Source organism: Bradyrhizobium cytisi (assembly GCF_008123515.1).
In the GTDB taxonomy this organism is placed as follows: Bacteria; Pseudomonadota; Alphaproteobacteria; order Rhizobiales; family Xanthobacteraceae; genus Bradyrhizobium; species Bradyrhizobium cytisi.
Map to the genome: position 1 here is coordinate 41,614 of NZ_VSSR01000018.1, position 26,482 is coordinate 68,095.

At 64.8% G+C, this 26,482-nt stretch carries 25 protein-coding genes; 22 read left to right on the forward strand and 3 right to left on the reverse strand.

Annotated elements, in window-relative coordinates:
* Window positions 1–78 precede the first annotated feature (78 nt).
* The 14 genes from FXB38_RS11210 (at window position 79) to trmB (ending at window position 12,397) form a co-directional block, all read left to right on the forward strand.
* A complete protein-coding gene (locus FXB38_RS11210; protein WP_148750915.1) occupies window positions 79–573 on the forward strand; it encodes a universal stress protein in 495 nt (164 codons plus the stop codon).
* A 148-nt stretch (window positions 574–721) separates the two neighbouring features.
* The gene (locus FXB38_RS11215; protein ID WP_148750916.1) at window positions 722–1,291 is read left to right on the forward strand and encodes a NifU family protein; all 570 of its coding nucleotides are present in this window, start codon (window positions 722–724) and stop codon (window positions 1,289–1,291) included.
* Window positions 1,292–1,495: 204 nt separating this feature from the next.
* Entirely contained in the window at window positions 1,496–2,191 is a 696-nt protein-coding gene (tsaB, locus tag FXB38_RS11220) for a tRNA (adenosine(37)-N6)-threonylcarbamoyltransferase complex dimerization subunit type 1 TsaB (RefSeq protein ID WP_148750917.1), read from the forward strand.
* Complete coding sequence (gene rimI / locus FXB38_RS11225) at window positions 2,188–2,673, forward strand: ribosomal protein S18-alanine N-acetyltransferase (RefSeq protein WP_148750918.1); 486 nt, start codon at window positions 2,188–2,190, stop codon at window positions 2,671–2,673. The genes tsaB and rimI overlap by 4 nt, the downstream gene beginning before the upstream one ends.
* Window positions 2,674–2,711: 38 nt before the next feature.
* The gene (locus FXB38_RS11230) at window positions 2,712–3,167 is read left to right on the forward strand and encodes a Fur family transcriptional regulator (RefSeq protein WP_148750919.1); all 456 of its coding nucleotides are present in this window, start codon (window positions 2,712–2,714) and stop codon (window positions 3,165–3,167) included.
* Between the two features lie 4 nt (window positions 3,168–3,171).
* Window positions 3,172–3,852, forward strand: coding sequence for an HAD family hydrolase (locus FXB38_RS11235; protein WP_148750920.1), 681 nt, complete (start codon window positions 3,172–3,174; stop codon window positions 3,850–3,852).
* Between the two features lie 191 nt (window positions 3,853–4,043).
* A complete protein-coding gene (gene miaB / locus FXB38_RS11240; RefSeq protein ID WP_148750921.1) occupies window positions 4,044–5,438 on the forward strand; it encodes a tRNA (N6-isopentenyl adenosine(37)-C2)-methylthiotransferase MiaB in 1,395 nt (464 codons plus the stop codon).
* Window positions 5,439–5,502: 64 nt separating this feature from the next.
* Window positions 5,503–6,501 (forward strand): PhoH family protein, encoded by a 999-nt coding sequence (locus FXB38_RS11245; RefSeq protein ID WP_027531542.1) that lies wholly within the window; start codon window positions 5,503–5,505, stop codon window positions 6,499–6,501.
* 60 nt (window positions 6,502–6,561) lie between these two features.
* Entirely contained in the window at window positions 6,562–7,071 is a 510-nt protein-coding gene (ybeY, locus tag FXB38_RS11250; RefSeq protein ID WP_148750922.1) for an rRNA maturation RNase YbeY, read from the forward strand.
* Window position 7,072: 1 nt separating this feature from the next.
* The gene (locus FXB38_RS11255) at window positions 7,073–8,191 is read left to right on the forward strand and encodes a hemolysin family protein (RefSeq protein WP_187434803.1); all 1,119 of its coding nucleotides are present in this window, start codon (window positions 7,073–7,075) and stop codon (window positions 8,189–8,191) included.
* On the forward strand, window positions 8,188–9,801 hold the full coding sequence (gene lnt, locus FXB38_RS11260; protein WP_148750924.1) for an apolipoprotein N-acyltransferase: 1,614 nt from the start codon (window positions 8,188–8,190) through the stop codon (window positions 9,799–9,801). The genes FXB38_RS11255 and lnt overlap by 4 nt, the downstream gene beginning before the upstream one ends.
* Before the next feature lie 232 nt (window positions 9,802–10,033).
* The gene (locus FXB38_RS11265) at window positions 10,034–10,447 is read left to right on the forward strand and encodes a helix-turn-helix domain-containing protein (protein ID WP_148750925.1); all 414 of its coding nucleotides are present in this window, start codon (window positions 10,034–10,036) and stop codon (window positions 10,445–10,447) included.
* A gap of 85 nt (window positions 10,448–10,532) precedes the next feature.
* Window positions 10,533–11,690, forward strand: coding sequence for a M20 family metallopeptidase (locus FXB38_RS11270; protein ID WP_148750963.1), 1,158 nt, complete (start codon window positions 10,533–10,535; stop codon window positions 11,688–11,690).
* Entirely contained in the window at window positions 11,687–12,397 is a 711-nt protein-coding gene (gene trmB / locus FXB38_RS11275) for a tRNA (guanosine(46)-N7)-methyltransferase TrmB (RefSeq protein ID WP_148750926.1), read from the forward strand. The genes FXB38_RS11270 and trmB overlap by 4 nt, the downstream gene beginning before the upstream one ends.
* Here the strand turns inward: trmB and FXB38_RS11280 are convergent.
* Window positions 12,394–13,476 carry a DUF2336 domain-containing protein gene (locus tag FXB38_RS11280; RefSeq protein WP_148750927.1) on the reverse strand — a complete coding sequence of 361 codons (1,083 nt, stop codon included), beginning with the start codon at window positions 13,474–13,476 and terminating at the stop codon, window positions 12,394–12,396. The two genes, trmB and FXB38_RS11280, sit on opposite strands and share 4 nt — an antisense overlap.
* A 368-nt stretch (window positions 13,477–13,844) precedes the next feature.
* Here FXB38_RS11280 and rimP point away from each other — a divergent pair, with 368 nt between their 5' ends.
* From rimP to infB, 4 genes are all read left to right on the forward strand, one after another.
* Window positions 13,845–14,600: a ribosome maturation factor RimP gene (rimP, locus tag FXB38_RS11285; protein WP_148750928.1), complete on the forward strand. Its 756-nt coding sequence runs from the start codon at window positions 13,845–13,847 to the stop codon at window positions 14,598–14,600.
* 2 nt (window positions 14,601–14,602) lie between these two features.
* Complete coding sequence (gene nusA / locus FXB38_RS11290; protein WP_148750929.1) at window positions 14,603–16,213, forward strand: transcription termination factor NusA; 1,611 nt, start codon at window positions 14,603–14,605, stop codon at window positions 16,211–16,213.
* 23 nt (window positions 16,214–16,236) lie between these two features.
* Window positions 16,237–16,920, forward strand: coding sequence for an RNA-binding protein (locus tag FXB38_RS11295; protein WP_148750930.1), 684 nt, complete (start codon window positions 16,237–16,239; stop codon window positions 16,918–16,920).
* A gap of 70 nt (window positions 16,921–16,990) precedes the next feature.
* Complete coding sequence (gene infB, locus FXB38_RS11300; protein ID WP_148750931.1) at window positions 16,991–19,669, forward strand: translation initiation factor IF-2; 2,679 nt, start codon at window positions 16,991–16,993, stop codon at window positions 19,667–19,669.
* 9 nt (window positions 19,670–19,678) lie between these two features.
* Here the strand turns inward: infB and FXB38_RS43775 are convergent, their stop codons facing one another.
* The gene (locus FXB38_RS43775; RefSeq protein WP_246229828.1) at window positions 19,679–19,963 is read right to left on the reverse strand and encodes a hypothetical protein; all 285 of its coding nucleotides are present in this window, start codon (window positions 19,961–19,963) and stop codon (window positions 19,679–19,681) included.
* Between FXB38_RS43775 and rbfA the strand changes: the two genes are divergently transcribed.
* The 4 genes from rbfA (at window position 19,880) to pnp (ending at window position 24,171) form a co-directional block, all read left to right on the forward strand.
* Window positions 19,880–20,257: a 30S ribosome-binding factor RbfA gene (rbfA, locus tag FXB38_RS11305; protein WP_246229826.1), complete on the forward strand. Its 378-nt coding sequence runs from the start codon at window positions 19,880–19,882 to the stop codon at window positions 20,255–20,257. The two genes, FXB38_RS43775 and rbfA, sit on opposite strands and share 84 nt — an antisense overlap.
* Window positions 20,254–21,366 carry a tRNA pseudouridine(55) synthase TruB gene (gene truB, locus FXB38_RS11310; protein WP_148750933.1) on the forward strand — a complete coding sequence of 371 codons (1,113 nt, stop codon included), beginning with the start codon at window positions 20,254–20,256 and terminating at the stop codon, window positions 21,364–21,366. Before rbfA ends, truB begins: the two co-directional genes overlap by 4 nt.
* A gap of 2 nt (window positions 21,367–21,368) precedes the next feature.
* Window positions 21,369–21,638 carry a 30S ribosomal protein S15 gene (gene rpsO, locus FXB38_RS11315; RefSeq protein ID WP_148750934.1) on the forward strand — a complete coding sequence of 90 codons (270 nt, stop codon included), beginning with the start codon at window positions 21,369–21,371 and terminating at the stop codon, window positions 21,636–21,638.
* Between the two features lie 376 nt (window positions 21,639–22,014).
* Window positions 22,015–24,171 (forward strand): polyribonucleotide nucleotidyltransferase, encoded by a 2,157-nt coding sequence (gene pnp, locus FXB38_RS11320; protein WP_148750935.1) that lies wholly within the window; start codon window positions 22,015–22,017, stop codon window positions 24,169–24,171.
* Between the two features lie 112 nt (window positions 24,172–24,283).
* Here pnp and katG read toward each other — a convergent pair whose 3' ends face one another.
* Entirely contained in the window at window positions 24,284–26,449 is a 2,166-nt protein-coding gene (gene katG / locus FXB38_RS11325; RefSeq protein WP_148750936.1) for a catalase/peroxidase HPI, read from the reverse strand.
* Window positions 26,450–26,482: the final 33 nt, after the last annotated feature.

The following is a 26,482-nucleotide window of genomic DNA, read 5'->3' on the forward strand; positions in this document are numbered from 1 at the left end:
TGGCGCGGGCCGCTTCGCCTCTCCCCAAGCGGGAGCGAGTGTGGCAGCATGCCCGCCTGTGCACATTCCGGGATAGGCATGACCAGCAAGCGACTTTGCTTCGAGCCGGGTCACAAGCCCAAATGTCTCGTCATCGTCGACGACACCGCCGAATGGGATCGCGCGGTCTATTACGCCAGCCGCTGGGCGATCCGCGCCGGCGGCGGCGTGGTGATGCTGCGCATCATCGAGATCGAGGACCAGAACCAGCAATGGCTGGGCGTCGCCGACATCATGCGCGCCGAGGCGCATGAAGCGGCGGAGGCCGCGCTCGACCGCGCCGCCGGCCGCGCCAATGGCATCGCCGCGATCACGCCGGAACGGCTCATCCGCGAGGGCGCCGCGATGGAGCAGCTGCTCGCGGTGATCGACGAAGACCCTGATATCGCCATGCTCGTCCTCGCCGCCAGCCCGGGCGCGGAAGGGCCGGGACCGTGGGTGGCGCTGCTCACCCACGCGCTCGGCACGTTCCCGGTGCCGGTGACCGTCATTTCCGGCGCGCTGAGCGACGGAAGCGTGGATTCGCTGTCGTAGCCTTCCGAGGAGGTTCAGCGAGCGCCCTAACCCGCTGAAATGACAGCGAAACGACCCTCCCCACCCCCTTGACCGTGCGTTTGCCGTCGCCATCTGCTACTGGATAGAGCACGCGCCGGCCTTGAACCGGCGACGTCCGGAGAAAACCATGTTCATTCAGACCGAAGCCACCCCCAATCCCGCCACGCTCAAATTCATTCCCGGCCGCATCGTGGTCGACGGCGGCCCGATGGAATTTTCGAGCCGCGAAACCGCTGCGCGCTCGCCGCTCGCCGAAAAGCTGTTCGAGGTGCCCGGCGTCACCGGTGTGTTCTATGGATCGGACTTCATCACCGTGACCAAGGCGAACGGTGAATGGCAGCAGCTCAAGCCCGCGATCCTCGGCGCCATCATGGAGCACTACATGTCCGGCGCGCCGCTGCTCGCGGACGGTGCGGCCACCAGCGACGCCGATCTCGACGACGAGGACGAGTTCTTCGACGAGTCCGATGCCGAGACGGTCGACATGATCAAGGATCTGATCGAGACCCGCGTGCGGCCCGCAGTCGCCAATGACGGCGGCGACATCACCTTCCGCGGCTTCAAGGACGGGATCGTCTATCTCAACATGAAGGGCGCCTGCTCCGGCTGCCCGTCATCGACCGCGACGCTTCAGCACGGCATCCAGAATTTGCTGAAGCACTTCGTGCCTGACGTGGTCGAAGTCCGGCCGATGTAAGCGAGGTGCCGGAGGGTGGGCAAAAGCGAAGCGTGCCCACCTTCTTTTCTTGGAGACAAGTTGGTGGGCACGGCGCAAGAGCGCCTTTGCCCACCCTACGAAGTGCGGCAATATCGGGGGACTACGAAGAGTGAATGACGAATGGCGGATAGGCGTCTGGTTCGCTAAACTGCTCCCTATTCGACACTCGCCATTCGCTTTTTCATGCTGATCCTCGCCATCGATACTGCGCTCGAAGCATGCGCGGCTGCCGTTCTCGACACCGACGCCGGTGAGCTCCTCGCGCAGGAGCAGCTGCTCATGAAGCGCGGCCATGCCGAGGCGCTGATGCCGATGATCGCGCGCGTGATGCAGTCGGCCGATCTCGCTTTCACGGCGCTCGACCGCATCGCGGTCACGGTCGGCCCCGGCAGCTTCACCGGCTTGCGCGTCGGCATTTCGGCAGCACGCGGTCTCGCGCTCGCGGCCAAGCGGCCGGCTGTCGGTCTCACCGCCTTGTCGGCCTATGCGGCCGCCATTGTCGGCCAGAGCGGACCTGCGCCGGTGATCTCGGCGATCGATGCGCGGCACGACCACGTCTATTTCCAGATCGTCGCCGGTGACGGCAGTTTGCTGGTCCGGCCGACCATAGCTCCCATCGACGAGGCGATCGCGGCCTCGCAATTCGGCGCGCCGCATCTGGTCGGCAATGCCGCGAAAATTCTCGCCGAGCGCTGGCCGAAGGATGCGCCGCAACCTGTTTCGGTCGACGCGCAGCCCGCGCCCGACATCAGCTGGGTCGCCTGGCTCGGCGCTGCGGCAAATCCCGGCACCAATCCGGCGCGGCCGTTCTATCTGAAGGCGCCCGATGCAAAGCCGGCGGCCCAGCCGCTGCTCGCGGCTCAAGCCGCAACGTCATGACGAGATGGTTCTCGGAATGGTGGCGCGGCGGCACCGCCGCCGTCGAACCGGCGTCAGCGCGCGACGCGGCGCGGCTGGCGCAGCTCCATGGCGCCTCCTTTGCGCAGGGCTGGGGCGAAAGTGAGTTCGAGACCATGCTCAGCGAGCGCAACACGCTCGTCCACCGCTTGCGCCTAGGGCGCCAGACGATCGGCTTTGCAGTGTCGCGGATCGGCGCGGACGAAGCCGAAATCCTCTCGGTCGCGGTCGACCAGTCCCATCGCGGCCGCGGTCTCTCCCGCACGCTGCTGATGACCCATCTCGGTCACCTCGCAGGGCGAGGCGTGCGCACGATCTTTCTGGAGGTCGAGGAGAACAATCAGCCGGCGCGACGGCTCTATGCGCGATGCGGATTCGTGGTGGTCGGGCGCCGCGAACGCTACTATAAGCAGGCCAACGGGGAACAATTGAACGCACTTCTGATGCGACGTGACTTGTCCTAATATCGATGGCAGAAAGCGCTCCGTCAGGCAGATATCACATGACTGGACTTAAACCTTCTTCCGCATCCAAGGCGTCCGGCATCGAGGGGCGCTGTGCCGCCACCGGCATGCGCATGACCGAGCAGCGCCGCGTCATCGCCCGCGTGCTTGCGGAGGCGGTCGATCACCCCGACGTCGAGGAATTGTACCGGCGCTGTGTCGCCGTCGACGACAAGATCTCGATCTCGACCGTCTATCGCACCGTCAAGCTGTTCGAGGATGCCGGCATCATCGAGCGTCACGATTTCCGCGAGGGCCGCGCGCGCTATGAGACGATGCGCGACAGCCATCACGACCACCTCATCAATCTGCGCGACGGCAAGGTGATCGAGTTCACCTCCGAAGAGATCGAGAAGCTTCAGGCGGAGATCGCACGCAAGCTCGGCTACAAGCTGGTCGACCACCGGCTCGAGCTCTATTGCGTTCCGCTCGACGACGACAAGCCGACGTCTTGATCTAGTGGCCGCTGACCTCATCATCTTCGATTGCGACGGCGTGCTCGTGGACAGCGAGGCGATCTCCTGTCGCACCCATGCCGACGTGCTGACCCGGCACGGCTATCCGATCACATCGGAGCAGGTGTCCGAGCGCTTCCTTGGCCGCTCGACAAAACAGGCCAATCTCGAGATCGAAACCGAACTCGGCCGCAAGCTGCCAGAGGCCTATCACGGCGATCTGCAGGACGAGCTGTTTCGCGCATTCGAAGCCGACCTCGAAGCGATCCGCGGCATCCACGACGTGCTCGACGTCGTGACGCAACGTGTCTGCGTTGCATCGAGCGGTTCGCATCCGCGCATGCGGGTGAGTCTCGGAAGCACTGGGCTCTATGAACGCCTCGCACCAAACATCTTCTCGTCCTCGCAGGTAACAAACGGCAAGCCCGCACCGGACCTGTTCCTGTTTGCCGCGAAGGAAATGGGCGTCCCGCCCGAGCGCTGTGTCGTGATCGAGGACAGCCTTGCCGGCATCGCCGGCGCGCGGGCGGCCCGGATGAAAGTGTTCGGCTTTTACGGTGGCAGCCATTGCGGGGCCGGCCATGCCGAGACCCTGCGCCAGGCGGGTGCCGACTTGACCTTCTCGGACATGCATCAATTACCTGAGCTGGTCCGCCGGATCGAAGTGGACGCGCTGACGGGCTGATTTCGTCCTCTCGGCGTCATTCCGGGGCAATGCGCCAGCATCGAACCCGGAATCACGTGCCAAAACCCCTGGATTCCGGGTTCGCGACTGCGTCGCGCCCCGGAATGACAGCCGAAAAGCCCCCCAATCGCTGGATTTTCGGCTCTCCAGCCTATATCTGAAGGGCGTTCTCCACCTCAATTCCGGGTTCCATGAAGCCGCCGCGCAAGCTGCACATCAAATCATATGGCTGCCAGATGAACGTCTACGATGCCCAGCGCATGGTGGACACGCTGGCTCCGGAAGGATTCGTGGAGACGGCGAATGCCGAGGAGGCCGACCTCGTCATCCTCAACACCTGCCACATCCGCGAGAAGGCTTCCGAAAAGGTCTATTCCGAGCTCGGCCGGCTGCGCGTCGCCAAGGACGAGGCCGCGCGCGAGGGCCGCGCCATGCAGATTGCGGTGGCAGGCTGCGTCGCGCAGGCCGAAGGCGAGGAGATCGTGCGCCGCGCGCCGGCGGTCGACGTCGTGGTCGGTCCGCAGAGTTATCATCATCTGCCCGAGCTGCTGAAGCGGGCCGGGAGCGAAGGCCGCGCGATCGAGACCGAGTTTCCCGCCGCGGACAAATTCGGCTTCCTCGCCCAGCCCAGGCCCGATGCGATCCGCGCGCGCGGCATTTCCGCTTTCGTCACGGTGCAGGAAGGCTGCGACAAGTTCTGCACCTTCTGCGTCGTGCCCTACACACGCGGCGCCGAGGTCTCGCGTCCGGTGGCAAAGATCATCGACGACGTGAAGCGCCTTGCCGACAACGGCGTTCGTGAGCTCACGCTGATCGGCCAGAACGTCAACGCCTATCACGGCGACGGGCCTGACGGAAAAAGCTGGGGGCTCGGCCAATTGCTGGAGCGTCTGGCCGGGATTCCCGGCATCGCGCGGCTACGCTACTCGACCAGCCACCCCCGCGACGTCGATGACAGCTTGATTGCGGCCCATCGCGATCTCGATGCGCTGATGCCGTTCGTGCACCTGCCGGTGCAGTCGGGCTCGGACCGAATCCTGGCCGCCATGAACCGGAAACATACCGCCAATGATTATCTTGATGTCATCGACCGTTTCCGGTCGGCGCGCCAAGACATTGCTTTTTCATCAGATTTTATCGTCGGCTTCCCCGGCGAGAGCGAGCAAGATTTTCTCGCGACCCTCGCGCTTGTCACGCAAATCGGCTACGCTGCAGCATATTCGTTCAAATACTCCGCCCGGCCGGGAACGCCGGCCGCGGATATGCAGGAGACGGTGCCCCCCGCCGAGATGGACCAGCGATTGGAGCGGCTCCAGGAATTGATCGACAGCCAGCAATCGGCCTTCAACAAGGCTGCGATTGGCTCAACAGTCGACGTGCTGTTCGAACGTCCGGCGCGCAAGGACGGCCAGATCGTCGGCCGCACCGCCTTCCTTCAGCCTGCACATGTGATGGCCTCGCCCGACATTATCGGACAAATCCTGCCGGTGCGGATCGACAGCCTCGAGCGCTACAGTTTCCTCGGCGAGCTCGCCACGCAACGCACGCGCGAGCCCGCTTTATCATCCATCGCTACGGGAGCCTGAACCCTTGCCAAAAAGCGCATCGGATTCGTCTGCTATCGCTCCCAGCCGCAAATTTGACCGCGACATGCAAGTTCCGCCCGAGACCCAGGTCGTCATCGACTTCGACGACAACCGCGCCGCATCCGCGCTGGTCGGCCCCTATGGCCAGAACCTGGCGCAGATCGAGCGGAGGCTCGGCGTCGTGGTGGACTCCAAGGGCAATCACATCACGATCGGCGGCACCCGCGACGGCTGCGACGCGGCACGCCGGGTGCTGGAGACGCTCTACGCGCACGCCGTGAAGGGGCAGGATGTCGACCAGGGTGAGGTCGAAGGCGCGATCCGCGCCGTGATCGCCCAGGGCTCCCTGTTCGAGTTCGACGCCAAGTCGGCAAAGTCGGCCTTCGACAGCATCAACTTGCGCAAGCGCCCGGTGCGCGCGCGAACGGCCGCGCAGGACTCCTACATCCGCGCGCTGAAGCGCCATGAGCTTGTGTTCGGCATCGGCCCAGCCGGCACCGGCAAGACCTGGCTCGCGGTCGCGCATGCCGCGCAATTGTTCGAGCGCAAGGAGGTCGACAAGATCATCCTGTCACGTCCGGCGGTCGAAGCCGGCGAGCGGCTCGGCTTCCTGCCCGGCGATCTCCGCGAGAAGGTCGATCCGTATTTGCGCCCGATCTACGACGCGCTCTACGACCTCATGGACGCACGCATCGTCGAGCGCGCGCTGCAGACCGGCGAGATCGAGATCGCGCCGCTCGCCTTCATGCGCGGCCGCACGCTGACCAACGCCGCGATCATCCTGGACGAAGCCCAGAACACGACGTCGATGCAGATGAAGATGTTTCTGACCCGTCTCGGCGAGAACAGCCGCATGATCGTGACCGGCGATCCCTCGCAGATCGATTTGCCGAACGGCCAGACCTCGGGGCTCGCCGAGGCAACCCGCCTGCTGAGCGGCGTCGAAGGCATTGCGCAAGTTCATTTCAAAGCCGAGGACGTGATCCGCCACGAGCTCGTGGCACGAATCGTCTCCGCCTACGAAGGGTTGCCGCAGCGGCCGCCCGCCGGCAACAAATCCTGACGAGACAACAGCGGGACCACACGGGCGCAGATCCAGCGCCTTATCGTTCCGAACAAACCCATGTCACATCCCAACCTTCCCATGACCGAGGTCCTCGTCGTCGCCGATTGCTGGCAAAGCGAGCCTGACGCCGAAACCGTGATCCAGCGCGCCGTCGCGGCTGCCGCCGCATCCGTCGACGAAGATGTCGCCGACGCAGAAGTGGCCGTGATGCTGACCGATGATGCCGGCATCCGCACGCTCAACGGCAACTGGCGCGGCATCGATAAGCCGACCAACGTGCTGTCGTTCCCCGCGCTCCAGCCGGAAGGCGAATGGAAGCCGGGCGATGCGCCGCGCATGCTCGGCGACATCGCGATCGCCTACGAGACCATGCGGCGCGAGGCGGACGAGGAACATAAGCCATTCGATCATCATTTGAGTCATCTCGCCGTGCATGGTTTCCTGCACTTGATCGGCTACGATCACGAGAACGACGGCGACGCGGAAGAAATGGAAGCGCTCGAAACCGAGATTCTGGCTCACCTCGGCATCCCCGATCCCTATGCAGACCGCGCAGGGACGCACTGAGATGCCGGATTCAGAGCCTATTCACGACAATCCGCGCAACACGGCCAACCTGCCGGCCGTGGTCGCGCCCGGCGAGGTCATGCGCCCGACCGCGGACGGCTGGCTGCTGCGTGCCATCCGCACGCTGTTCGGCTGGAAGGCCGGCTCGGTGCGCGACGATCTCCAGGTCGTGCTCGATGCGACGACGCCCGACGACACCGGCTTCTCCGCGGTCGAGCGCACCATGCTGCGCAACATCCTCGGCCTGCACGAGCGCCGCATCGCCGACGTCATGGTGCATCGCGCCGACATCATCGCGGTGAAGCGCGACATCCCGCTCGGCGAATTGATGGACCGCTTCGAGAGCGCGGGCCATTCACGCCTCGTGGTCTACAACGAGACGCTCGACGATCCCGTCGGCATCGTCCACATCCGCGATTTGCTCGCTTTCATGACCGCGCGTGCGCGCGTTCCGCAGGCCACCAAGACCAAGCGCAAGAAGCCGCTGCCGGCCGGGCTCGATTTGCGCGCCGTCGACCTCGCGCTGCCGCTGCACGACGCGCGCATCATCCGCAAGCTGCTCTATGTGCCGCCGTCGATGCGGGCAATCGACCTGCTCGCGCAGATGCAGGCGACGCGCATTCACCTGGCGCTGGTCGTCGACGAATATGGCGGCAGTGACGGGCTGGTTTCGCTCGAGGACATCGTCGAGCAGATCGTCGGCGAAATCGACGACGAGCACGACAGCGACGAGCCGCCGTCGATCGTACGGCTGCCCGACAACGCTTTCATCGCCGATGCCCGCGCCAGCCTCGACGACGTGCGCACCGTGATCGGCGAGGACTTCGTCACCGGCGAGGCCGGCGAGGAGGTGGAGACGCTGGGCGGCTATCTCGTCAGCTTCGTCGGGCGCCTGCCGGTGCGCGGCGAGGTGATCTCGGGCCCCGGCAATTACGAGGTCGAGGTGCTCGATGCCGATCCGCGCCGCGTCAAGCGGCTGCGCATCTCGACGCGGAAGGAACGCCCCGCGCCGCGCACCCAGCGCGAGAGCCGCCGCCGCGAGGCCGCGCCGGAGAACGGTCAGCCGCAGTCGGGCGACACGCCGACCCCGCCGCCTGGCGACGGGACCGGCCCGCAGTGAGCGCATTCCAGCGACTTCGGCAAATTGCGCTTGCCATCATCCTGACCTGGGGGTGGAAGCGCGCGCTGCTTGCGATGGCGTGCGGTGCGCTGTCGGTGCTGGCGCTGGCCCCGTTCAATGCCTGGCCGGTGCTGTTCGTCACCTTCCCCGTGATGGTCTGGCTGATCGATGGCGCCGGGGCCGGACGGTATGGCGGCGTCCCCGCCGCAGCGCTGACCGGCTACTGGTTCGGGCTCGGCTATTTCGTGCCCGGTCTCTACTGGATCGGCTACGCCTTCTTCGTCGATGCCGATGTGTTCGCCTGGCTGACGCCGTTCGCCGTGCTGGGCTTGCCGGCCTATCTCTCCATTTTCGCGGCGATCGGTTTCGCGCTGGCCCGCCTGCTCTGGACCAAGGATGCCACCCGGATTCTCGCGCTCGCCGCGAGCCTCACGGTCGGCGAATGGTTGCGCGGGCACGTGCTGACCGGCTTTCCCTGGAACGCATTCGGCTATGCGCTGTCGGAGCCGTTGGCGCTGGCGCAGACGGCCTCGCTGATCGGCCAGTGGGGCATGACGTTCCTCACGGTTGCGATCTTCGCAAGCCCAGCGGTGCTGATCGACCGCACGCGCGACCGCAGCCTGGCCTGGCGCGTGCCGGCCGGGGCCATTGCGCTGCTGGTCGTCATGGGCATCTTCGGCGCCATCCGCATGTCGCTGCATCCGACCACGATGGTTGCGGGTGCCAGGCTGCGCCTGATGCAGCCAAACCTCCAGCAGGACCAAAAATTCAACTACTCCGCCAAGGCGGAGGTGATGAAGAAATATCTCGCGCTGTCGGACCGCGCCTCCGGACCGCAATCAACCGGCGTGAGCGCCGCCACGATCTTGATCTGGCCGGAATCCGCCTTTCCGTTCTTCCTGACCCGCGAAGCCGACGCGATGGCGCAAATCGCCGAACTGCTGCCCAAGGGCACGGTGCTGATCACCGGATCGGTCCGCGCTCCCGATCTGCCGCCGGGCACGCCGATCACGCGGGCCTACAATTCGATCTACGTGATCGACCACGACGGCACCGTGCTGGCGGTCTACGACAAGCTGCACCTCGTTCCGTTCGGCGAATTTCTTCCCTACCAGGGTTTGATGGAGAAGATCGGCTTCGAGCAACTGACGCGGATGCGCGGCGGCTTCATTCCCGGCACGGTGCGGCACGTGCTGCCGGTGCCGGGCGCACCGCCCGCGCTGCCACTAATCTGCTACGAGGCGATCTTCCCCGGCGAAGTCGGGACGCGCGATGAGCGCCCGGGCTGGATGGTGAACCTCACCAATGACGGCTGGTTCGGCATCTCGACCGGTCCGTACCAGCATCTGGAGCAGGCGCGGATGCGCGCCATCGAGCTCGGACTGCCGCTGGTCCGCTCCGCAAATACCGGCGTATCGGCAGTGATCGATCCGATGGGCCGCATAGTGGCCAGCCTCGGTCTCGGCATCGAAGGCATTTTGGATGCAAGTCTGCCCACCGCAATCCCGCCCACTATCTATGCGAGACTCGGCGACATCCCCGCAGCCATGCTCGTCGCGCTGGCTGTAATTCTGGCGGTACGGCGACGTGTTGCCAAACGGCACCCGTGATCACACCGTCGCCAGCGGTTTTCGGTCGACGTGGCCGGAAACCTTTGACAACCGTAGTCCCACGGTTGACAGACTGCAGGCGGGCTCCCCATTCTGCACCCGCTGCATAAGACAGCGGTGCATTGCTAAATTTCTCCGCAATGTTTCCCCAATCAGGGTGAAATTTTGGCGTCGCTGTCACCTGAGGCAATACTTCTATTGCGCCGACGGTGGTGTTTGGAGGGCTGAGGAAATGTCGAAAGCGCCCAACCCTGTTGACAAATATGTCGGCAGTCGCGTGCGTATGCGCCGCATCATGTTGGGCATGAGTCAGGAAAAGCTCGGTGAAGCTTTGGGGCTGACTTTCCAGCAGGTTCAGAAGTACGAGAAGGGCACGAACAGGGTCGGTGCAAGCCGAATCCAGCAGATCGCCGAGATTCTGCAGGTGCCGGTGTCGTTCCTTTTCGAGGGCGGACCGAGCGGCGTCGCCGGCCCCGATGGCTTCGCGGAAGGTGCATCGCCCTCTTATGTCTCCGACTTCCTCGCGACCTCGGAAGGGCTCGCGCTGACCAAGGCGTTCACCCGAATCACCGATTCGAAGCTGCGCCGTTCGATCGTCGATCTCGTCGAGCAGATCGCCGCCCGCGAAGGCCCGGACAAGCGCTGACGCGCCAACTCATTCCAGTTTGAGACTGCGCCAAATCTGGCCTATGTCGTCATTTGCGGTTGCGCTTTGCATCGCCTCCGCCGAGATGATGCGATTCGAAGGTACAGATATTTTCATGGCGAGCTCCAATTCGTTCGATTCCCAAACTATTCTCGCTGGTATCCGCCGCTGGGTCGAGATCGAGACGCCGACGGAAGTGCCCGAGCAGGTCAACAAGCTGACCTCGATGGTTGCCGACCACTATCGCGACCTGCCTGTCACGCTCGAACGCGTCGCCGGCGTCGATGGCTACGGCGATCATCTCGTGGTGCGTTCGACCTGGGGCCAGGACCGGCCCGGTATCCTGGTGCTCAGCCATCTCGACACCGTTCATCCCATGGGCTTCATCGAACGTCTGCCTTTCAAGGTCGAGGGCGACAGCGCGTTCGGTCCCGGCATCTACGACATGAAGGGCGGTGCCTACATCGCCTATCATGCCTTTCGCGAGCTTTGCGTTGCGCCCGATCGTCCGCCGCTCGGCATCACCCACCTGTTCACCTCCGACGAGGAGATCGGCAGCCCGACCTCGCGCGGGCTCATCGAGGCGGAAGGGCGCAAGGCCAGATACGTGCTGGTGACGGAGCCGGCGCGCGACGGCGGCAAGATCGTCACCGGACGCAAGGGCGTCGGGCGCTTCAAGATTTACATCAAGGGCGTGCCCGCACATGCCGGCTCGCGGCCCGAAGACGGCCGCAGCGCAGTGCGCGAGCTCGCCAACGTCATCCAGACGCTGGAAGGGATGAACGATCTGAAGCGCGGCGTCACCGTCAACGTCGGCGTGGTGCGCGGCGGCACGCGGCCCAACGTCACGCCGGAAGAGGCCTATGCCGAAGTCGATTTGCGCGTGCCTGGTATCAACGATGCGGAGGAGTTCGTCGGCAGGATCCTCGGACTGACATCGAGGACCGACGGCGTGACCGTCACCGTCACCGGCGAGCTCAACCGTCCTCCTTACGAGAAGGGCAACGCGGGCGCGTCGCTGTACGAGCACGCCAAGACGCTGGCCGCAGAGATCGGCTTCGAGCTGATCGACACCCACACCGGCGGCGGCTCCGACGGCAATTTCACTGCGCCGCATACCGGCACGCTTGACGGGCTCGGCGTCGACGGCAAGGGCGCACACACCCATTATGAGCAGCTCTACGTCTCCTCGCTCGAACCGCGCGCGCGGCTGCTCCATCGCCTGTACCAGACACTGCGATGAGCGAGCGCAAATCAGATCCCGATCGTGCGGACGGCGAGCGCGCCTTCTTCGGGCGGCGCAAGGGCCACAAGCTCAGGCAGCACCAGGCCGAGCTGGTCGATCATCTGCTGCCGCATCTTTCGCTCGACATCACGACGCAGAGGCCGGCGAGCGTCGCCGAGATCTTCGGTCCCGCAACCAAAGACGTACGGCTCGAGATCGGCTTCGGCGGCGGCGAGCATCTCGCCGCGGAAGCGCAGAACTTCACGACGACGGGCTTCATCGGCTGCGAGCCCTATGTCAACGGCATGGCAAAGATCCTCGCGCAGATCGAGACCGCCAACATCGCCAACATCCGCCTGTTTGCCGGCGATGCCGCCGAACTGCTGGCCTGGCTGCCGGACGCGTCGCTGTCGCGGATCGATCTGATCCACCCCGATCCCTGGCCGAAGCGGCGGCACTGGAAACGGCGCTTCGTTCAGGACCGGACGATCGCCGCGATGGCGCGCGTGCTGAAGGTAGGCGGTGAATTCCGTTTCGTCTGCGATATCGACGACTACTGCGCCTGGACGCTGTCGCATCTTGCGCGCGCGCCGGATTTTCAGTGGCTTGCGGAACGCGCCGATGATTTTCGTCAGCCCTGGGCCGGCTACACCATGACGCGCTATGGACGAAAAGCCGCGCGCGAAGGGCGCAAGGCGGCGTATTTGCGATTTCGCAGAAGCTAGATCGTTCGCCGGTTGCGCCAGAAATTCACGACGCGCTCGGCGGTCGCCGGCATCAGACGCGTGAAATTTATCCGCGCCTGCTCCAGATCGGCATCGGCCGGCATGCGATGCGGCCCATACCACATCAGGACCAGCGCGCGCACCGTGGGCCAGCCGAGATTCAGGACACGGCCGAGGATCAGGATCGGATCGTAGCGATCGCCCGCAATCAGGCGATCGAGCATCGAAAGCCTGACGCCGGCCATCGCCGAGAGTGTGGCGACCGATTCCTCGTATTTGTTCGCCTTGGCAAAGCCAAGCAGCGCGCTTTCGCCGAGATGGCCGCCGCGATGCAGGCCAAGCACCGTGCGTTGCGCAGCGGAGAAATCGCGCCGCGGGCCGGGCGGCAGCGCGGCTTCCTCGATCGAAGCCATGGCGCGCTTGATCTCGACCTGGCGCGTCGGATTGACCACGCTGGAGAGGCGACGGCGAATGACATCGAGCGTGCCGTCCAGGAGCTCCTTGAGGTGCTCGCCGGAGAGATCTTCGCGCTGGCCGATCTTGAGCGTCAGCACGCCATCCTGGCGCGCGCGCTTGATCAGCTCCGAATAGCCACCCGACGAAAAGATCGCACCGGCGTTACCGGCGGCACGACGCACGACGTCGCGATCGCCGCGCTCGACCAGCACGTCGGTGATCTCAGGCGACAGGGTCGGCCGTTCCGTCATCGCCAGCAGGTGGCCCTGGCCCTTCAGCCGCGCGATCTCGACGAGCGCGGCTTCATCGAGCACAGGCGAACGGCGCAGCACCGGGCCCGCCACCAGGATTTCGTTTTCACGCGCGAGCTGGCCGACCAGATGAGGCGGCGCATTATCAAGCAGCGAGAAGCGCTCGGCGAGATCGACGCGCGAGGCAAGCTCGGCGTGCGGGACGAGATCGATCAGGAGATTGTCGAAGAGATCGACGAGCTCGGGACGGAGTTTTGACGCGTCCTGAAAGAACAGTGCGGCGATGGCGCTCGCGATCTCGCCACGACGCCGGGGATCACCGCGTTTGACGATATCGTCCAGTCCGGGAATGAGCGACGTGGCAACGGTCATGGAACGCAACTCGAATCTGGCACGCCGTGGGCGCGCCATAGGCTCAAGCCGCCCCACAACCGGGAAATTTAGGCCCGCTTCATGAAGGAAGCGTTGCCCGCGGGGGCCTGCCGGGGCGCAAAAAGCCCGCATCCCGCTGCGATGGGCCTTGTCCGGGCGGGCGGAAAGGGCTATATCAGCGCCAATTCATCTTCTCATACGATCCGCGTAGTGAGAGTGGGCCCGAAAGGACCCGCTCTTTTTTATTACCTGAACGCGGCTTGGCGGAAGATGCCGGCCCGACGGAGTGTCGGGAAAGTTCCGAAGCGGGCTTTGACGTTTTAACCAAGCCTTAACCATCGAGACTATCGAGCGCCTTGACCCCTGATATGACCGAACCGAACACTGGTTCCAACGAGGCCGAGTTGCTGGCCGAGCCGAGGCTCGTGGTCGAGCCGGGCGCGGCGGCGCGGGTGTCTGCGGTCGCAGCGCCGGTGCTCGAAGGCATGGGTTACCGCCTGGTACGGATCCGCATTTCCGGCGAAGCCGGCTGCACCGTGCAGATCATGGCCGAGCGGCCGGACGGCTCGATGCAGCTCGAGGATTGCGAAGCGATCTCGCGGGCATTGTCGCCCGTGCTTGACGTCGCCGACCCCATCGATCGCGCCTATCGGCTGGAAATCTCCTCACCAGGGATCGACCGTCCGCTGGTGCGCCGCTCCGATTTCGAGCGCTATTCCGGCTATCTGGTGAAGATCGAGATGGCGGTCGCCCATGAGGGACGCAAGCGGTTCCGTGGCACGCTCGGTGCCGTCGAAGGCGACCGCGTGCACCTGCGTCGCGACGACGCCAAGCCGAACGACGATGTCGACGTGCTCCTGACCATGGAGGATATCGGCGAGGCGCGGCTGGTGCTGACCGATGAGCTGATCGCGGAATCCATGCGCCGCGGCAAGGCCGAGGAGCGCAAGATGCGCCGCGATCTCGGCATCGCGCCGCCGCAGGCACCGCACGCAGAGATCAGTGCGAAGACCACCAAGAACACCAAGCCGAAAAAGAAGCCGGCCCCGACCAATACGAAGAAACATCGCCTTGCCGCCGAACGTGCTCGGCGCGGCGAGATCGAGCCTGACGAAGGAGACTAGCCATGGCAGTCAGCGCCAATCGACTTGAATTGCTCCAGATCGCCGACGCCGTCGCCCGCGAGAAATCGATCGATCGCGGTATCGTCATCGCGGCGATGGAAGATGCCATCGCCAAGGCGGCGCGAGCCCGTTACGGCAGCGAGACTGACGTTCACGCCGAGATCGACCCGAAGAAGGGCGAGCTGCGGCTGTCGCGCCATATGCTGGTGGTCGACACGGTCGAAAACCACTCCAACCAGATCTCGCTGGTCGACGCGCAGCGCGCCAACCCCGGCGCCCAGGTCGGCGACACGATCGCCGACACGCTGCCGCCGCTCGAATACGGCCGCATCGCCGCGCAGTCGGCCAAGCAGGTGATCGTGCAGAAGGTGCGCGAGGCCGAGCGCGACCGGCAATACCAGGAATTCAAGGACCGCATCGGCGACATCGTCAACGGCGTCGTCAAGCGCGTCGAATATGGCAGCGTGATCGTCGATCTCGGCCGCGGCGAAGCCATCATCCGCCGCGACGAGATGCTGCCGCGCGAAGTGTTCCGCAACGGCGACCGCGTCCGCGCCTATATCTTCGACGTCCGCCGCGAGACCCGCGGTCCGCAGATCTTCCTGTCCCGCACCCATCCGCAGTTCATGGCAAAACTGTTCGCGCAGGAAGTGCCTGAGATCTATGACGGCATCGTCGAGATCAAGGCGGTCGCCCGCGATCCGGGCTCGCGCGCGAAAATCGGCGTGATCTCCCGCGATTCCTCGGTCGATCCGGTCGGCGCCTGCGTCGGTATGCGCGGCTCGCGCGTGCAGGCCGTCGTGAACGAACTGCAGGGCGAGAAGATCGACATCATTCCATGGTCGCCCGACATCGCGACCTTCGTGGTCAACGCGCTGGCGCCGGCTGAAGTCTCCAAGGTCGTCATCGACGAGGACCGCGAGCGCATCGAGGTCGTGGTGCCCGACACCAACAACCAGCTTTCGCTCGCCATCGGCCGCCGCGGCCAGAATGTCCGCCTTGCCTCGCAGCTCACCGGCTGGGACATCGACATCCTGACCGAGCAGGAGGAATCGGAGCGCCGCCAGGCCGACTTCGAGAACTCCACCCGCGTCTTCATGGAATCGCTCAATGTCGACGAGGTGGTCGGCCAGCTGCTCGCGTCCGAAGGCTTCACCTCGGTCGAGGAACTCGCGATGGTGGACCTCAAGGAACTTGCCGGGATCGAGGGTTTCGACGAAGAGACCGCGCAGGAGCTCCAGAACCGCGCCCGCGAATATCTCGATCAGCAGGAAGCCGAGATCGAGGCCCGCCGCAAGGAACTCGGCGTCGAGGACGCCGTGAAGGACGTGCCCGGCGTCACCTCGAAGATGCTGGTGAAGTTCGGCGAGAACGACATCAAGTCGGTCGATGACCTCGCCGGCTGCGCCACTGACGATCTGGTCGGCTGGACCGAGCGCAAGGAAGGCGGCGAGCAGACCAAGTTCGCCGGCGCGCTCGACGGCCTCGGCGTCTCCCGCGACGATGCGGAAGCCATGATCATGCAGGCCCGCGTTCAGGCCGGCTGGATCACCGAGGCTGACCTCGCCAAGCCGGCCGAAGAGGCTGAGGCGACCGAAGACCAGCCGGCTTAAAGGCGAAGGAGGATGTCGCCCGGATGCTTGCCAGCACTGACAACGAACTCGACCATGGACCGCGGACCGAAAGGTCCGCGACCATGCGCATGTGCGCTGTCAGCCGCGAGGTCCGGCCGATCGACGAGCTGATCCGCTTCGTCGTATCGCCGCAAGGCGACATAGTTCCCGATCTCAAGCGCAAATTGCCCGGACGGGGCATGTGGGTCACGGCATCGCGACAGGTGGTTGCGGAAGCCGTCCGTCGTCACCAATTTACCAGAGCCTTCAAGCGCGACCTGCGCATTCCCCAGACGCTTCCCGACGACATCGATGCGCTCCTGGTTCGAAGCGTGACCGAAGCCCTTGGGATTGCCGCCAAGGCGGGCCAGATTGTTGCAGGTTTCGGCAAGGTCGAAAGCGCCCTGCGGGAAGGCACTGTCGAGGTCCTGATCCACGCCAGCGACGGGGCCGCGGACGGAATCCGCAAATTGGACATGCTGGCACGTCAAAATGCCGGAAACCGCGGTGCCAAGCCTCAGATTCCGGTCGTCACGGCCCTGAAATCGGTAGAATTGGATTTGGCACTTACCCGGTCAAATGTGATACATGCTGCCCTGCTCGCGGGCCCGGCGAGCAAGTCATTCCTGTCACGTAGCCAGATGCTGGTCCGATACCGGATGGCGGACGCTGACAAGATTGCCGAAAAGCCCGGCCAGGATTTCTGAAGATAACGACGAACCCGATAAGACGGTGCGGCAACGCACAACACTGATAAATCAGGATTAGGACTGCTGAATGGTTGATACCAAGACCCCAGACGACAAGAAGCTGAGCGTTCCGAGCAAGACGCTATCGCTCAAGCCGCGCGTCGAAACGGGCACTGTCCGCCAGAGCTTCAGCCATGGCCGCAGCAAGCAGGTCGTGGTCGAGAAGCGCGGCAAGCGCCGCATCGACGGCAGCCCTGAGCCGCAGGCCCCGACGGTTGTCGCGAAGCCGGCGCCCGCCGCGCCTGCGCCCGCCCCTTCACGCCCGGCGCCGCCGCGCAACGCCGGCTCCGGCGTGGTGCTGCGTACACTGACCGAGGACGAACGCTCCGCCCGTGCCAGCGCGCTCGCTGACGCCAAGGTTCGCGAAGTCGAAGAGCGCCGGCAGGCCGAGGAAGAGGCCCAGCGCCGCACGGTTCGCGAGGCCGCCGAGCGCGCCGAGCGCGACGCCGCCGAATCCCGCCGCAAGGCCGAGGAAGAGCGCCACCGTCACGAGGACGAGGCCAAGCGCAAGGCCGAGACCGAAGCCAAGAAGCGCTTTGGCGAAGGCGAGCAGCCGGCTGCCGCGCGTCCCGCAGCGGCCACCCCGGCGACCAGCGCTCCGCGCTCCGCGCCGACCACGACGCGACCGGGAGCGACGGCGACCACTCGCCCGGCAACGACCACGACGCGACCGGGTATCCCGGCAGCTCGTGCGCCCGGTGTTGCGGCCGGACCGGACGAAGATGACGGTCCGCGCCAGATCCGTCGCGGTCCCGGCGGCGCCGCGCGTCCTGTGGTGGCGCCCAAGCCGACCCATAAACCTGGCCCGCAGAAGGAGCGCGGCCGCCTGACCGTCGTCACGGCGCTCAACGCCGACGAGGTGCGCGAGCGCTCGATCGCCTCGTTCCGCCGCCGCACCCAGCGCCTGAAGGGCCACGTCTCGAATGAGCCGAAGGAGAAGCTGATCCGCGAGGTGATCATTCCCGAAGCGATCACCATCCAGGAACTCGCCAACCGCATGGCCGAGCGCGCGGTCGATGTCATTCGCATGCTGATGAAGCAGGGCGCGATGCACAAGATCACCGACGTGATCGACGCCGACACCGCGCAGCTGATCGCCGAAGAGCTCGGCCATACCGTCAAGCGTGTCGCCGCGTCCGACGTCGAAGAAGGCCTGTTCGACCAGGTCGACGATTCCTCCGACACCGAGACGCGGTCGCCTGTGGTGACCGTGATGGGCCACGTCGACCACGGCAAGACCTCGCTGCTCGACGCGCTCCGCCATGCCAACGTGGTGTCCGGCGAAGCCGGCGGCATCACCCAGCACATCGGCGCCTATCAGGTGCTGTCGCCCGAGAGCGGCAAGAAGATCACCTTCATCGACACGCCCGGCCACGCCGCGTTCACCGCGATGCGCGCCCGCGGCGCCAAGGTCACCGACATCGTCGTGCTGGTGGTCGCGGCCGATGACGGCGTCATGCCGCAGACCGTCGAAGCCATCAACCACGCCAAGGCGGCGCGGGTGCCGATCATCGTTGCCATCAACAAGATCGACAAGCCCGATGCCAGGCCCGAGCGCGTGCGCACCGAGCTGCTCCAGCACGAAGTGCAGGTGGAATCGTTCGGCGGCGACGTCGTCGACGTCGAAGTGTCCGCCAAGAACAAGACCAATCTCGACAAGCTGCTCGAGATGATCGCGCTCCAGGCCGACATCCTCGACCTGAAGACCAATTCGGAGCGTCCGGCCGAAGGCACCGTGATCGAGGCCAAGCTCGACCGCGGCCGTGGTCCGGTCGCGACCGTGCTGGTCCAGCGCGGCACGCTCCGGGTCGGCGACATCATCGTCGCCGGCGCCGAGATGGGTCGCGTCCGCGCGCTGATCTCGGACCAGGGCGAGACGGTGCAGGAAGCCGGTCCGTCGGTGCCGGTCGAGGTGCTCGGCTTCAACGGTCCGCCGGAAGCCGGTGATCGTCTCGCGGTGGTCGAGAACGAAGCCCGCGCCCGTCAGGTCACCAGCTACCGCGCGCACCAGAAGCGCGAGAACGCGGCGGCCTCGATCTCCGGCATGCGCGGCTCGCTCGAGCAGATGATGTCGCAGTTGAAGACGGCGGGTCGCAAGGAATTCCCGCTGATCATCAAGGCCGACGTGCAGGGCTCGCTGGAAGCGATCCTCGGCTCGCTGGAAAAGCTCGGCACCGACGAAGTCGCCGCCCGCATCCTGCATGCAGGCGTCGGCGGCATCTCGGAATCCGACGTGACGCTCGCCGAAGGCTTCAACGCCGCGATCATCGGCTTCTCGGTTCGTGCGAACAAGGAGGCGGCTGCGGCCGCAAAGCGCAACGGCATCGAGATCCGCTACTACAACATCATCTACGACCTCGTGGACGACGTGAAGAAGGCGATGAGCGGCCTGCTCGCGCCGACCTTGCGCGAGACCATGCTGGGCAATGCTTCGATCCTGGAGATCTTCAACATCTCCAAGGTCGGCAAGGTTGCCGGCTGCCGCGTCACCGACGGCACCGTGGAACGCGGCGCCAATGTGCGCCTGATCCGCGACAACGTCGTCGTGCACGAAGGCAAGCTGTCGACGCTGAAGCGCTTCAAGGACGAAGTGAAGGAAGTCCAGTCCGGTCAGGAATGCGGCATGGCCTTCGAAAACTATCACGACATGCGTGCCGGTGACGTGATCGAGTGTTATCGCGTGGAGACGATCCAGCGCTCCCTGTAAGTCCAAATCTTACCGAAGCGGCTGGATCTTTTTGAGCTGAAATTGCGGGAGTGAGATGGCCGGATTTTTTCCGGCCATCCACGCCTCATTCGTTCCAACAGGACAAATGACAATGCTCGTGTCCCAAACGCGGGCAGGACGAGGTGATTTTCGACGATGCCGCGCCATCATCAGAAGAAAAGTTCCGCGCCCGGCGGCTCGCAGCGTCAGCTGCGCGTCGGCGAGCAGGTTCGCCACGCGATAGCCGAGATTCTGGCGCAAGGCGGTGTGCATGATGCGGACCTCGAAGGTCACATCATCACCGTGCCGGAGGTGCGGATGTCGCCCGACCTGAAGCTCGCGACAATCTACGTGATGCCGCTTGGTGGCCGCGACACCGAGCTCGTCATCGCTGCGCTCGATCGCAACAAGAAATTCCTGCGCGGCGAAGTCGCGCGGCGCGTTAACCTGAAATTTGCACCTGACCTTCGCTTCCGCGTCGACGAGCGATTCGACGAAGCGGAACGGATCGAGAAGCTTTTGCGAACACCTGCGGTGCAGAAGGACCTGGAACAGGATCCGGACTCGGATCGGGAAGAAAAACAATGATGATGGACCCGGCTCACGGCACGATCGGCAGCGAAGAGGTCGACACGCGCGACCTGCAGAAAAATAATTTTGCAGTTGCCGATGCTCAGCCGCATCAGGAAGCGCGTCGCGTCAACAACGATCCGCGCGCGGGCAAGCAGAAGGGCAACCAGCCCCGCCGCGACCGGCGCGACGTGCACGGCTGGGTCGTGCTCGACAAGCCGATCGGGATGACCTCAACGCAGGCCGTTGCCGTGCTCAAGCGTCTGTTCAACGCCAAGCGCGCAGGCCACGCCGGCACGCTCGACCCGCTCGCCTCCGGCGGCCTGCCGATCGCGCTCGGCGAAGCCACCAAGACGGTTCCCTTCGTCATGGACGGTCGCAAGCGCTACCGCTTCACCGTGTGCTGGGGTGAGGAGCGCGACACGGACGATATCGAAGGCAAGGTCACCGCGACCTCGGACCAGCGCCCGACCCGCGAGGCCATCGAAGCCCTGCTGCCCCGCTTCACCGGTGTGATCGAGCAGGTCCCGCCGCGCTATTCGGCGATCAAGGTCCAGGGCGAGCGGGCCTACGATCTGGCACGCGACGGCGAGGTCGTGGAGCTGGCGCCCCGCCCGGTCGAGATTCACCATTTAGCCCTTGTGGATCAGCCAGATAGCGATCGGGCCGTGTTCGAGGCCGAGTGTGGCAAGGGAACCTATGTCCGCGCGCTCGCTCGCGACATGGGACGGATTCTCGGCACTTTCGGCCATATCTGCGCGCTGCGGCGGACCCTGGTCGGCCCGTTTGGCGAAAACGACATGATTCCGCTGGATCAGCTTGAGGCTTTATGCGATAGAGCCGCGTCCGGCGAGGGAAGCCTCGCCGACGCGCTGATGCCCGTTGAGACCGCGCTGGACGACATCCCGGCACTGGCCGTCACTCGGGCTGATGCGGCAAGGCTCCATCGGGGCCAGGCCGTTTTGTTGCGCGGACGGGATGCGCCCACTAGTAGCGGCACAGTCTATGTCACGGTAGCAGGCCGTCTTTTGGCGCTTGCTGAAGTTGGCAATGGCGAAATCATCCCCAAGCGTGTGTTCAACCTGACCGGCTTGACTGCCTCAACCGGTCGCAACGAGAGAAATTGACGATGTCGATTGCCGCAGAACGCAAAGCGGAAGTCATCAAGACGAATGCCAACAAGGCCGGCGACACCGGCTCGCCAGAGGTTCAGGTCGCGATCCTGTCGGAACGCATCACCAACCTGACCAACCATTTCAAGACCCACGTGAAGGACAACCATTCGCGTCGCGGTCTCTTGAAGCTGGTCTCGACTCGCCGTTCGCTCCTCGACTATCTCAAGAAGCGGGACGAGGCGCGTTACAAGGCGCTGCTCGAGAAGCACAACATTCGTCGTTAAGAGTTCTTGCGCGCGCCACCGGCGCGCGTTTTTGCGCGTGATTTCGAGCGAAAGCGCTTATTTCAAGGTTTTTGATCGAGGCTCACGCGTACGTCCGGTGCGGGCCAATGCTGCTTCGCATCGGGGCATGATGAACGAAGACCGCGGTCCGGTGTTCGCGAGCGTGCCGACTGACAGTCCAGCAGCAATCCGGCGGCTGGGCGCAACGGGCAAGGTGCCCGTATGACCCGAAAGGATGGACGCCATCCGACATCCGAAAACCATGGCAGGATCGCAGGACGCTGATCGCCCGCTCCGATCAGCGTCCTGCAATCTTGACATGGTTTTTGTTTTTCGAGCCGTCCCTTCTTTCGAGAACCCATGAAAGAAGACCTCTATGTTCAATAAGCATTCCGTCGAGATCGACTGGGGCGGACGCCCTCTCAAGCTCGAAACCGGCAAGATCGCACGCCAGGCCGACGGCGCCGTCGTCGCCACCTATGGCGAGACCGTGGTGCTCGCCACCGTCGTCGCCGCGAAGTCGCCGCGTGAAGGCGTCGACTTCCTGCCGCTGACCGTCGACTACCAGGAAAAGACCTACGCAGCGGGCCGCATTCCCGGCGGCTATTTCAAGCGCGAGGGCCGTCCGACCGAGAAGGAGACGCTGGTCTCCCGCCTGATCGACCGTCCGATCCGTCCGCTGTTCGTCGACGGCTGGCGCAACGAGACCCAGGTGATCGTCACCGTGCTGTCGCACGATATGGAGAACGATCCCGACATCGTCGCGCTGGTGGCGTCCTCGGCCGCGCTGACCCTGTCCGGCGCCCCCTTCAAGGGCCCGATCGGCGCTGCCCGCGTCGGCTTCGCCAATGACGAGTTCATCCTCAACCCGACGCTCGACGAGATGGTCGACACCCAGCTCGACCTCGTCGTCGCCGGCACCGCCGACGCCGTGCTGATGGTGGAATCGGAAGCCAAGGAGCTGAACGAAGACATCATGCTCGGCGCCGTGATGTTCGGTCACCGCCACTTCCAGCCGGTCATCAACGCGATCATCGAGCTCGCCGAGAAGGCCGCCAAGGAGCCGCGCGAAGTCACCGTCATCGACAATGCCGCGCTCGAGAAGGAAATGCTCGGCCTCGTCGAGCAGGAGCTGCGCGCCGCCTACGCCATTCCGGTCAAGCAGGATCGCTACGCCGCGGTCGGCAAGGTCAAGGAAAAGGTGATCGCCCACTACTTCCCCGAAGGGCAGGAGCCGAAATACGACAAGCTGCGCATCGGCGCCGTGTTCAAGGAGCTCGAGGCGAAGATCGTTCGCTGGAACATCCTCGACACCGGCAAGCGCATCGACGGCCGTGACTCAAAGACCGTTCGCAACATCATTGCCGAGGTCGGCGTGCTGCCCCGCGCCCATGGCTCGGCCCTGTTCACCCGCGGCGAGACCCAGGGCCTGGTCGTGACCACGCTCGGCACCGGCGAGGACGAGCAGTATATCGACGCGCTGTCGGGAACGTACAAGGAGACGTTCCTGCTGCACTACAACTTCCCTCCCTACTCGGTGGGTGAGACCGGCCGCCTCGGCGGCACCAAGCGCCGCGAGATCGGCCACGGCAAGCTTGCCTGGCGCGCGATCCACCCGGTGCTGCCGCCGCATCACGAGTTCCCGTACACGATCCGCGTGGTCTCCGAGATCACCGAGTCCAACGGCTCCTCGTCGATGGCTTCGGTGTGCGGCGCCTCGCTCGCGCTGATGGACGCTGGCGTGCCGTTGAAGCGGCCGACCGCGGGCATCGCGATGGGCCTGATCCTCGAAGACAAGCGCTTCGCGGTTCTCTCGGACATTCTCGGTGACGAGGACCATCTCGGCGACATGGACTTCAAGGTCGCCGGCACGGAAGTGGGCATCACCTCGCTCCAGATGGACATCAAGATCGAGGGCATCACCGAGGAGATCATGAAGGTCGCGCTCGGCCAGGCCAAGGATGGGCGTATCCACATCCTCGGCGAGATGGCCAAGGCGCTCACCAACGCCCGCGCCGAGCTCGGCGAATACGCGCCGCGCATCGAGACCTTCAAGATCGCCACCGACAAGATCCGCGAAGTGATCGGCACCGGCGGCAAGGTGATCCGCGAGATCGTCGAGAAGACCGGCGCCAAGGTCAACATCGAGGACGATGGCACCGTAAAGGTCGCCTCCTCCGACGGCGAGGCGATGAAAGCCGCGATCAAGTGGATCAAGTCGATCGCGTCCGATCCGGAAGTCGGCCAGATCTATGACGGCACCGTCGTCAAGGTGATGGAGTTCGGCGCCTTCGTGAACTTCTTCGGCTCCAAGGACGGCCTCGTTCACATCAGCCAGCTCGCCTCGGCGCGCGTGCAGAAGACCTCCGACGTCGTCAAGGAAGGCGACAAGGTCAAGGTCAAGCTGCTCGGCTTCGATGACCGCGGCAAGACCCGCCTGTCGATGAAGGTCGTCGACCAGACCACCGGCGAAGACCTCGAAGGCAAGGGCGGCGACGGCGAGAAGGCCCCGCGCGAAGCGGCCGGCGAGTAAGTCTCGCTGCCTGCCAGAAACACGAAGGGCGGCCTCACGGCCGCCCTTTTTGTTTGTGTTCGCTCCGGGAGAGCTGCGCTCCTTCTCCCGCTTGTGGGAGAGGTGCAGCAACTCAGGCCGCGATGTCGAACCGGTCGAGGTTCATCACCTTGGTCCAGGCCTTGGCGAAGTCCTTCACGAACTGCTCCTTGGAGTCGGACGTGGCATAGACCTCGGCGTAGGCGCGAAGCTGCGAGTGCGCGCCGAAGATGAGATCGACACGCGTGCCGGTCCACTTCACCGCATTGGTCTTGCGGTCGCGGGCTTCGTAGGTACCGTCAGCAGCCGGCGTCCACTGCGTGCCCATGTCGAGCAGGTTGACGAAGAAGTCGTTGGTCAGCGTGCCCACCTTCGAGGTCAAGACGCCGTTCTTCGAACCGCCCGCATTGGCACCGAGCACGCGCAGGCCGCCGACGAGCGCCGTCATCTCGGGTCCGGTCAGCTTCAGAAGCTGCGCGCGATCGACCAGGGCTTCTTCCTGCTGCAGGAACTGTTGCCGCTTGCCGACGTAGTTGCGGAAACCATCGGCTCGCGGCTCCAGCGGAGCAAACGAAGCGGCATCGGTCTGCTCCTGCGAAGCATCCATGCGGCCCGGCGTGAACGCGACCTTGACGTCGACGCCAGCATCCTTGGCGGCCTTCTCGACCGCGGCGGTGCCACCAAGCACGATCAGGTCGGCGATCGAGACCTTCTTGGCGCCTGATGACGCGTTGAAGTCTTTCTGGATCGCTTCGAGCTTGCCGAGCACCTTGGAGAGCTGGGCCGGCTGGTTCACCTCCCAGTCCTTCTGCGGCGCGAGGCGAATGCGCGCGCCGTTGGCGCCGCCGCGCTTGTCGGAGCCGCGGAACGTCGAAGCCGACGCCCAGGCGGTCGAGACCAGCTCCGGCACCGAGAGGCCCGAGGCCAGGATCCTGGTTTTCAGCGAGGCGATATCCTGATCGCTGACCAGCTCGTGGTCGACCTTCGGGATCGGATCCTGCCAGATCAGCGTCTCCTTCGGCACCAGCGGGCCGAGGTAGCGCTGGATCGGACCCATGTCGCGGTGGGTGAGCTTGAACCAGGCGCGGGCGAACGCGTCGGCGAACTGATCGGGATTTTCGAGGAAGCGGCGCGAGATCTTCTCGTAGGCCGGATCCATGCGCAGCGAGAGGTCGGTGGTCAGCATGGTCGGCCGATGCTTCTTCGACTTGTCGTACGCGTCCGGAATGATCGCGTCGGCACCCTTGGCCGTCCACTGGTTCGCACCACCCGGGCTCTTCGTCAGCTCCCATTCGAACTTGAACAGGTTCTCGAAGAAGTTGTTGCTCCACTTCGTCGGCGTCTTGGTCCAGGTCACCTCGAGACCGCTGGTGATGGAATCACCCGCGAGACCCGACGCGTGCTTGCTCTTCCAGCCGAGGCCCTGATCTTCCAGCGCGCCGGCTTCCGGCTCCGGTCCGACCAGCGACGGATCGCCGGCGCCATGGGTCTTGCCGAAAGAGTGGCCGCCCGCGATCAGCGCGACGGTTTCCTCGTCGTTCATCGCCATGCGGAAGAAGGTCTCACGGATGTCCTTGGCCGCGGCGACCGGATCCGGCTTGCCGTTCGGGCCTTCCGGATTGACGTAGATGAGACCCATCTGCACCGCGCCGAGCGGCTCGGCGAGCTGGCGTTCGCCGCTGTAGCGCTCATCGCCCAGCCACGTGCCTTCGGGACCCCAATAGAGCTCCTCCGGCTCCCACACGTCGGCGCGACCACCGGCAAAGCCGAACGTCTTGAAGCCCATCGACTCCAGCGCGACGTTGCCCGCGAGCACCATCAAATCGGCCCAGGAAATCTTGCGGCCGTATTTCTGCTTGATCGGCCAGAGCAGTCGGCGCGCCTTGTCGAGGTTGGCGTTGTCAGGCCAGCTGTTGAGCGGGGCGAAACGCTGCTGACCGGCACCGGCGCCGCCGCGGCCGTCGGTGATGCGATAGGTGCCGGCGCTGTGCCAGGCCATGCGGATCATGAGACCGCCGTAGTGGCCGAAGTCGGCCGGCCACCATTCCTGCGAGTCCGTCATCAGAGCGGTCAGGTCCTTGATGACCGCGTTCAGGTCGAGCGTCTTGAATTCCTTGGCGTAGTCGAATTCCTTGCCCATGGGATCGGAGAGGCCGGAATTCTTGTGCAGCATCTCGATGCTGAGCTGAGTTGGCCACCAGTCGCGGTTGGATGGCGCGCGTTTTCCGCCCGAAAACGGGCACTTCGAAGTGTCGTCCATGATTACCTCCTCTGGTGGCGTCCGACGGCGCCT

What these genes read in the sequence shown, in the direction of transcription:
- ybeY (WP_148750922.1), top strand. Translation starts at nt 6,562, where the DNA reads ATGTCACATCCCAACCTTCCCATGACCGAGGTCCTCGTCGTCGCCGAT.
- FXB38_RS11270 (WP_148750963.1), top strand. Translation starts at nt 10,533, where the DNA reads ATGATGCGATTCGAAGGTACAGATATTTTCATGGCGAGCTCCAATTCG.
- FXB38_RS11230 (WP_148750919.1), top strand. Translation starts at nt 2,712, where the DNA reads ATGACTGGACTTAAACCTTCTTCCGCATCCAAGGCGTCCGGCATCGAG.
- rimP (WP_148750928.1), top strand. Translation starts at nt 13,845, where the DNA reads ATGACCGAACCGAACACTGGTTCCAACGAGGCCGAGTTGCTGGCCGAG.
- trmB (WP_148750926.1), top strand. Translation starts at nt 11,687, where the DNA reads ATGAGCGAGCGCAAATCAGATCCCGATCGTGCGGACGGCGAGCGCGCC.
- rpsO (WP_148750934.1), top strand. Translation starts at nt 21,369, where the DNA reads ATGTCGATTGCCGCAGAACGCAAAGCGGAAGTCATCAAGACGAATGCC.
- FXB38_RS11295 (WP_148750930.1), top strand. Translation starts at nt 16,237, where the DNA reads ATGCTTGCCAGCACTGACAACGAACTCGACCATGGACCGCGGACCGAA.
- miaB (WP_148750921.1), top strand. Translation starts at nt 4,044, where the DNA reads ATGAAGCCGCCGCGCAAGCTGCACATCAAATCATATGGCTGCCAGATG.
- infB (WP_148750931.1), top strand. Translation starts at nt 16,991, where the DNA reads ATGGTTGATACCAAGACCCCAGACGACAAGAAGCTGAGCGTTCCGAGC.
- FXB38_RS11280 (WP_148750927.1), bottom strand. Translation starts at nt 13,476, where the DNA reads ATGACCGTTGCCACGTCGCTCATTCCCGGACTGGACGATATCGTCAAA.
- FXB38_RS11210 (WP_148750915.1), top strand. Translation starts at nt 79, where the DNA reads ATGACCAGCAAGCGACTTTGCTTCGAGCCGGGTCACAAGCCCAAATGT.
- katG (WP_148750936.1), bottom strand. Translation starts at nt 26,449, where the DNA reads ATGGACGACACTTCGAAGTGCCCGTTTTCGGGCGGAAAACGCGCGCCA.
- rimI (WP_148750918.1), top strand. Translation starts at nt 2,188, where the DNA reads ATGACGAGATGGTTCTCGGAATGGTGGCGCGGCGGCACCGCCGCCGTC.
- FXB38_RS11245 (WP_027531542.1), top strand. Translation starts at nt 5,503, where the DNA reads ATGCAAGTTCCGCCCGAGACCCAGGTCGTCATCGACTTCGACGACAAC.
- tsaB (WP_148750917.1), top strand. Translation starts at nt 1,496, where the DNA reads ATGCTGATCCTCGCCATCGATACTGCGCTCGAAGCATGCGCGGCTGCC.
- pnp (WP_148750935.1), top strand. Translation starts at nt 22,015, where the DNA reads ATGTTCAATAAGCATTCCGTCGAGATCGACTGGGGCGGACGCCCTCTC.
- FXB38_RS11265 (WP_148750925.1), top strand. Translation starts at nt 10,034, where the DNA reads ATGTCGAAAGCGCCCAACCCTGTTGACAAATATGTCGGCAGTCGCGTG.
- nusA (WP_148750929.1), top strand. Translation starts at nt 14,603, where the DNA reads ATGGCAGTCAGCGCCAATCGACTTGAATTGCTCCAGATCGCCGACGCC.
- truB (WP_148750933.1), top strand. Translation starts at nt 20,254, where the DNA reads ATGATGATGGACCCGGCTCACGGCACGATCGGCAGCGAAGAGGTCGAC.
- FXB38_RS11215 (WP_148750916.1), top strand. Translation starts at nt 722, where the DNA reads ATGTTCATTCAGACCGAAGCCACCCCCAATCCCGCCACGCTCAAATTC.
- FXB38_RS11255 (WP_187434803.1), top strand. Translation starts at nt 7,073, where the DNA reads ATGCCGGATTCAGAGCCTATTCACGACAATCCGCGCAACACGGCCAAC.